Source organism: Candidatus Kryptobacter tengchongensis, assembly GCF_001458555.1.
Classification (GTDB): Bacteria; Bacteroidota; Ignavibacteria; order Kryptoniales; family Kryptoniaceae; genus Kryptonium; species Kryptonium tengchongense.
Window position 1 is genome coordinate 1 of the sequence record NZ_CZVH01000090.1, and the last position, 7,690, is coordinate 7,690.

Sequence of the window (7,690 nt, forward strand, 5' to 3'; positions counted from 1 at the left end):
GTGCGTCTTCAATTGAAAATATACAAAATTCAGACAAATTTGTCAAATTTTTTAACCTGCTTAAGCATTAACAGAGTAGTTTAGCCTCAATAAAAATTTTATCAACTAAATAAAAACTCTAATTTTCGCGTGAAGGCTATGCCTTTGAACTTTTTATCTTACAGGGATACCGAGATGCCTTAAAATTAAAATTTCCCCTTAACATTCCCTTCCAATCGCTAAGATCTCACAACCCTTTATGTCTTCATAGATATTTTATTTGATCTTGACACTACGCCATGGAACAGAAGTTGGGCTTACTACTTTCTCATAAGCTCCAATATCAAATCCCTGCCCCTGAGGTCTCGGGTTTCCATCTAAATCTATTAATGGTGCTGAATTTTCCGTACCTTTATCTATTGCAGGACTTCCATCGTTAAGATGATAATCACCCTCAGAGCCCCAGGCAGTCCGAATGAAAAGAGGATCGCCGTAAATGTTCCCTTCCCCCAGCTGTCCAATGTTATCTTGAGTATAAACTTGATCCCTGTATTCAAGAATCCTCTCTGACCGTGGAAAATAAAATAAATTGTGATCCGCAGTTAAAGTTACATTGTTTCCTATATAAATAGGCGAGTCGTTTCCCCTGCTTGAAAAGATCGTGTTTCTAATTAGAAGTCTTATCGGAACAGTACTGCTATACTGAACATATGCAACATAACCTTCTCCAAGCTCATCATCTACAGTAACATTGATGATCTCAAAGGTAGCGTCTGGCTTTTCAACTTGGTCAATTACAATTGCCCCCCACGGGGTTGGCACATTTTTGCCATCTCCTCTACCATATATGAGTGTATTTTCTATTTTACTTCCTGAACCCCAAAGTTTAATACCATCGCATGAATTATTTGGCACAATACATCTCTTTATAATTGTATTCTCAGCTTTGGAATCAAGTCCATCGCCCTCGTTGTGTTCAGCAACGGTGTTTTCTATTAAAACCGGACCCTGGGAAGGTTCTATACCAAACCCATCTGGACGATCATACGGGCGATTTGAACCATCTCCACCTTGATAATAATGTCCACTATAAGATAATCTGCAATTTTGAATCTTTACATTTCTCCACCCCCCGTAATTTCCTAAGGGACCACCAAGAGCGCCAAAACCACAATATTCAATCCTGCAATTTATGATCTGAAGGTCCTCAACATCTTGAATGTTCATCCCAAATTCATCAATATGGTGAATATAAAGATCTTTAAGGATAATATGAGATGATGGATTTCCTAAAATTTCCACGCCATCGCGAAACCATGTCGCTTCTCCGGTTACCGTGCTATCATGAGTGATTTCCAGATTTTCCACACAAACATACTGAACACCGGAGAGGTTAACAGCTGTTATAAGGTTATCCCGACCAAGCAAAATTGGACGATTGCCCTCTTCACCTTTAATGGTTATCCATGCTGAAGGTGTCCCAGATCTTGGTGTGATGATGTCAGCCTCATATTCACTTAAGATATAACGACCGCCCAAAATAACTAAAGTATCCCCTTGTTGCAGTTGGCGTGAGCCATAGCCAGGGGTAGCCCAAGGCTGTTCACGAGTGCCAGGATTGGAGTTGTTACCATAGGGTGCAACATAAAATACATGCCCTAAAACAATCTTCCCTCCAGTTTCCTTGTTTGCTCCGGGACCACTTCCTTCATCAACACCGCTAATATAGTTTTTACTTTTACAACCGTATAATACTAAAGAAAAACTTAACATAAAGAAAATTGCAACAAAAGTGCTCAATTTTACACTTATTACTTGAGCCCGCATTTTATACCCCCCCTTACTTTCTTTTTTTACTTTATTTTAATCCCGAATCTATTTAAATGTTTACCCAGGTAAAGTATAATAAATACTTACTAAAAAATCAAGACAGTTTAAATTCCACACTGGTTCAATGCTCACAGAGGTTGCGGGAAAAATTGAAATCCTTAAAAGCGCGTTTAAATTCCACACTGGTTCAATGCTCACTCTGACAATCTTGAGTATGATCCAGGTTCGAACACGGTTTAAATTCCACACTGGTTCAATGCTCACTTTTTAGCACATATAGCACCCTATGAGATAGTTCTCTAGTTTAAATTCCACACTGGTTCAATGCTCACCCTTTAAAAATAAGCAATTTCAAGCGAAAAAAGCAAATTTCCGAAGCTAAAGTTTAGTCGCGGAGGAAAATGCAAAAAAACCCAGCCTGCGACAAAGTACTAACTTATCGCACCTTTCTTAAACTAAATTATTCTATTCGTATCCCCCTTTTCTAAACCTATAATTTCCCTCTCTATCCACTTCTTCTCCATTGAATAAATCAAAATTGAATCTTTATCCTGCTTTATTAATTTTTTCAACCTCAACTTTAACTCTTCAAATTGTGTCTCACTTACCTTTACTCCATATAAATACCAAATGTATTGCTATATTTGTAATCCACTACTTTAATGTTAAGCAAAAATTCTTTTATTTCATCATTCTTAACGTGATCACTAAGAGAGGATAAAGAATTTCCTTTTATCCTATAAAGAGGAATTGGAACCATAAAATCTTTGATGAGTTCCATAAATAAGATTTTTTCTTTTCTATCTTTGAGTCTTATTCTTTCAATAATGTTTCTAAGAGAATCTTTTTCAAGGTTAAGTTTCTTTAGTATTTCTTCATTTTGGACCTCCTGATCTAATAAACATTTTGGAATAACCTCAATTTGACTTATATCACGAAATACTTCTTGCGCTTCCGTTTTTTTATTAACTGAATAGTGTTTAACACTTTTTAATGCATTATTAAATTTAGTCCAATAATTGGTATTTTTTATATTTTCTTTAGAATAAAATTGTTCCGTCATTTGATACTTTTCTTTTTCAGATAAGATTCCACTCTTTAGAAAATCTTTAGATTTTTCCATAATCTCCTTTTCATAAACTGTTCCAATTCCTGAGGGGTCTTTTGTAAAAATATACACATTAGGTTCTGAGGGATAAAATTCACCATCACTTTTAAATCTCCTATAAATTCTGCCCATTCTTTGTACTAAAACATCCAAAGGAGACATTTCAGTGATTAAAATATCAAAATCAATATCAAGTGAAACTTCAATAACCTGAGTAGAGATTAAAATTCCTTTAAAATCTTCTCTTAGCACAATATTTTCTTTAAAATTCCTATCAAACCGCGTAAATCTGGAATGAAGTAATAAGGGTGAAAATTCTTTTAAAATTTTATATAACTCTTGAGCTTTTTCAACAGTATTACACACAATTAGAATTTTACCTATTCCGTTGCTGATTAATTTTGACAATAGTTTTTTTATGGTATTTTCTGCTAAAGGTTCATCCACCAACTTAACATTATGCTTTTTTAAATTTGGAATTTTAGTTATTGAGAAATCAAGCGGGAGTTCATCTCTTACGAAAGATGGGAAAGTAGCTGTAACTATCAAAAATTTGCCACCTATAGAGGCTATTTCTTTTAAACCATGGATTATTATAGCCATTGTTTGAGGTGAATACGCTTGTATCTCATCAACTATCACCTTTGAATAGGAAAGAGTTGCATAAATTTTCTCAAAACCCAAATATTTCAAAGTTGCAGTAAAAATTTGATCAGCTGTGGAAACTATCAATGGATAAGATAAATTTTTAGCCATATCGTAATGATAGAAAATATCATCTGTTGATAATTTTCTTTCCTCAAAAAATAAATTGCTCATTGCATCTGAATGAAGTAATCCAACTTTCTCCTCTCCAAATAGTCCCTTCAATCTTCTAAACATAGCAGTAACTGAGGTTCTTACAGGTAAGGTATAAAAAGTCTTTTGGGAATTACTCCACAATAAAGACATTTCTGTTTTACCCATTCCTGTAGAGGCTATAACAATTCCATTCTTATTTTTATAATCTTTACTTACTTTACTTAATTCTGATAACTGCCATGGTTTATCAGTCTTCTTTAGCAAAAAATTTTTGGTTATTTCATATTTATTGATTGGTTCAATTTCTACTGGAACTCCAGCAGATGCTGAATGATCTATTCTGTTTAATAAACCCAAGAGAATAACGAATTTTGATTCATTTTCTAAATCAATACCTCCATCTATTCTCCGAAAATAATATCTCTGAAGTTTTTCCAAATCTTTTTTGAATTCAAGAACTTTCTTCAAGTTGAAAGATTTATTGAAATACTCTTCTAATTTTGAAATATAGCGAGAAATATCATTACGAATTTCCTCTATTTTCTTTTCTCTCAAATCAGGAAAATCTCTCCAGTGATGAAAAGCCACAAGTTTTAAAAGTATCTCATTTTTATTTTGTAAGAAAAAGATTGATAAAAAATTGTGTGGGATATCTGAAAGATTGAGAGATTCTCTGATCTTTTTCTGAAAAACTGAATTTGCTTTACCAAAATCATGGTAAAAGCATGCTTTTTTTAATATCTCCCAATCTTCTTCTCCAAGATTTATCCCCACCTTATTTGCTAATTTTCTTAAATTATCAAATGCATTCATCACATCATCAATGTGTTCTTTCAATGTCTTTTGAGGATGTGATTTGGCTATTATTTCATCCACCATATTGGTATTCCATCTATATCTATTTTTAATTTTTTCGCAACTGTTTGTTCTGCATGAGCATATTTGACTTTTATCATTTCAAAATTTCTAAAGATTTCTTGAGGTTTTCTTTTTTTTGTAGGTTTAGATAAAAGTTGATAGTAAGAAGGTATTAAATAAGGTATTCCCTCTAATTCTAAATACTGAGCAATTTCAAAAGGTATATAACTATTATAAGGAAGAGTTATTCCACCCTTTTCTGTTTTTGAGGGATCAAGTTCAATTTCTTCACTTTCGCAAACTTTCATCTCAATTATTAAATCTTCAGGTCTCCCAAGATATAAAAAGTAAGGAGGATTTGAAAGAGAACATAAAAGTTTACTGTGAAGTTTTTCATTTGACATTTTTATATGAATTATCAATTCAAGATCAATTAAAGATGTCACAATAATAGGGTAGCGCTTCCCTTCCTTTTTATCCTTTTCATATTTGTGATAACTAATAAACTCGCGAACTAAATTCCCATATTTGCCTTGAACAGAAATATTTATATCATTTATGGTGGTTGAACTTGAAAGAACATTATGAACTAAACCAAGAATTGTAGAATAGGGTGGTAATGGATAAGTCTCAATTACTTCCATTGAATATGGAACCCTAAAAACTGCTTTTTCCTGGAATGTTTTGAGTTTTATTATTCTATTGTTCATTATATGCCTTTACTACCTCCTCTTTAATTTTGTCCAAAGTCTCAAAAGGGGATTCATTAATGCCCAAATCGTCACCAAATTCTCCTTTTTGGATTCCTTTGAATGTGAAATTCTCTATTTTTATTTTATTTTTTTCATCAATCTTATATTCTGTTTCAAGGACTTGTTTTATCCCTTCCCATTTTATGTAAGGTTTAGAACCTTTAAACTCTATATTTACAGCGTTATGGAAAAATGGAGATTTTATATGATATACTCCACCAATTATAAAGAGAGGTATTAAACTTTCTCTTTTTCCTCGTATGTCACGAAATAGGAATTTAGTGGCTTCTATCAAGTCGCATACTCTTTTTATTTTTTCTTCCTTTGTGAGATGATGGTTGAAGTTCTTATCTTCACCGACTCTATCTAAATCAACGGAAAGGGTATATTTGTAATAATTATATCCCGTTTCAATGTTCGCCATATCAGGATTTCTTTTTAATCTATCCGCAAAATTTTTATTTGTCAAAAGCTCCTGATCACCATACCATGGTTCCAGAGAAATCAAATGTGTTAATTTAGCGACCGCTGCTCTTGTTTGTGCCTGTTGTCCTTTTCCAGCAGTTATCATATACCCAAAAAGATCTGCTTCTTCTGGAAATTCTTTTCTTAATTGATCAGGATTATATTGTATTACACCCTCAGCTGGTGTTAATTGTGCATATTTCCATATATTGTGTTCTACTAACCAGTTCACTATAGAATATCTTAACGCCTGCCGAGAAGTAAAAAGATAAGTTTCTCCACTACCTCTATGAACCTTTTTTGCTATAGAGACATTTCCATACCCTTCATCATAATTACATGGAAATGCCTTAACAATATAAGTTATTGTTAGAGATGGTCTATTCATTGTTCACCTCCTTTTTATTTATCTCTAGTTCTTGTTTTTCTGTGCTTTCAGGATTTATAAATCCTGTTAAAAAAGCTAAAGCTTTCTCTTGAAAGGAAACTTCTTCACTTTCTGTTAACAATGAAAAAAGAGTTTCTGGAACAGGTTTTTTATATACTACAAAGAGCCTTAGGAGTTCATTATAAAAATCTTCCTTTCTTGCTCCTCTGATTAATGTTAAAAACCTTTGAGAAATATGAAATCGCTTCTCCTTATCAATCTCCTCTAGTGAAAAACTAATTCTTCCTGCCTCTTGAATACCCTTCAATATCCCATAAGATGTTTTTGCACTCATGTTTGACCTCCTCTTTTGGTTTATTAAAAATTCTAATAAAATTATGCTCCATATAGGGAGCAAATAAGTATCTTTATCCTTGATTTTCTCAGAAAGCATTTTAAAGGCAATATAAATTAAAGGTTTTTTCTCTAACAATCTTTTTAATATTTCCGTTGAAAGATATACTTCATTATTTTTATAAATCTCATACCTGAAAGAAAGATTTTTAAAAAGCTCCCTGACATCAAATTCACTAAATACTTCGGCAAATGCTTTATCAATATTAAAATATACAAATTTAGGTTTTCCTTCCTTCTTATTCGGCGATGTCTTTATTTCTGCAAAGTAAGTATTTTCCAATAACCATCTTGTCTTTTTTTCTGAAATAGTTAAGATTAATTCAAGGGATTTCATATAGGTGTTAATCCTTTCGGTAATCGTTCCAAACTGATAGTTCTTAAATTCCTCTTGAATTTTATTGTTCACATAAAATGCTTCTTTAAAAGATGGATAATTTACAAAAATATAATCTGTCCCATCCAATTCCCTCAGTGGAAAAGGTTTTAAATTAAAACCTGCAAATGCACAAAGAAGAAGTAACTGACATAAAGAGCATTTTCTATTGTAAGAAATACCATCCTTGCTGTAATAATGGTAGAAATTAGCGAATTTCTTACTACTAATACCCAAAATAGAAAAATCACCTTCAGCAAGTTCTGAAATATTTTTTTCTGAATATTTATTACCACAAAAATTACACAATATATCTCCAGATTTAACTCCTATCACAGGAAGTAAATACTTATCCTTAAATTCTTGGGGTCTTCCCAATCTCTTTCCTTTTGGATTTGCAACTACACTTTTGTTAAAATAAAAACTACCTAAAAAATCAGCCTGAGTTTTAAATTCAACAATTGAATTAAAAAACTCTTCAAAATTCTTCTCAATTTTATTGATGTTTTGTTCTATCTTTTTATCTTTCTCTTCTTTAAAGATATTTTTTAACTCTTCCTTAATTTCATTAAGTTTTTTGAGATAAAATATTTCGTATATCGTTTATCATTTCTACAAAATCATTCCAATCTTTATTCGCCTTAATACTAAGAATTTTATTTTGAATTTCATTTTCGCTTTCTTTTACTTTGCTTTCTACTTTCCCTATTTCATTTCTCTCCTCCTCGCTCCCTTTATTC

6 protein-coding genes are annotated in these 7,690 nt (G+C 32.2%); all 6 read right to left on the bottom strand.

The annotated features are described in order from the left end of the window. Positions 1 to 255: 255 nt before the first annotated feature. Positions 256 to 1,806, bottom strand: coding sequence for a right-handed parallel beta-helix repeat-containing protein (locus tag AT685_RS07250; protein WP_072152121.1), 1,551 nt, complete (start codon positions 1,804 to 1,806; stop codon positions 256 to 258). 458 nt (positions 1,807 to 2,264) lie between these two features. Continuing rightward, positions 2,265 to 2,387, bottom strand: a complete 123-nt coding sequence (locus AT685_RS08295) for a hypothetical protein (protein ID WP_159420502.1) — start codon at positions 2,385 to 2,387, stop codon at positions 2,265 to 2,267. A gap of 32 nt (positions 2,388 to 2,419) precedes the next feature. Continuing rightward, positions 2,420 to 4,597: a CRISPR-associated helicase/endonuclease Cas3 gene (locus tag AT685_RS07260; protein ID WP_072152122.1), complete on the bottom strand. Its 2,178-nt coding sequence runs from the start codon at positions 4,595 to 4,597 to the stop codon at positions 2,420 to 2,422. Further along, on the bottom strand, positions 4,582 to 5,286 hold the full coding sequence (gene cas5b / locus AT685_RS07265; protein ID WP_072152123.1) for a type I-B CRISPR-associated protein Cas5b: 705 nt from the start codon (positions 5,284 to 5,286) through the stop codon (positions 4,582 to 4,584). Before cas5b ends, AT685_RS07260 begins: the two co-directional genes overlap by 16 nt. Continuing rightward, positions 5,276 to 6,181, bottom strand: a complete 906-nt coding sequence (gene cas7i, locus AT685_RS07270) for a type I-B CRISPR-associated protein Cas7/Cst2/DevR (protein WP_072152124.1) — start codon at positions 6,179 to 6,181, stop codon at positions 5,276 to 5,278. Before cas7i ends, cas5b begins: the two co-directional genes overlap by 11 nt. Further along, on the bottom strand, positions 6,174 to 7,328 hold the full coding sequence (locus AT685_RS07275) for a hypothetical protein (protein ID WP_072152125.1): 1,155 nt from the start codon (positions 7,326 to 7,328) through the stop codon (positions 6,174 to 6,176). The genes cas7i and AT685_RS07275 overlap by 8 nt, the downstream gene beginning before the upstream one ends. Between the last annotated feature and the right edge of the window lie 362 nt (positions 7,329 to 7,690).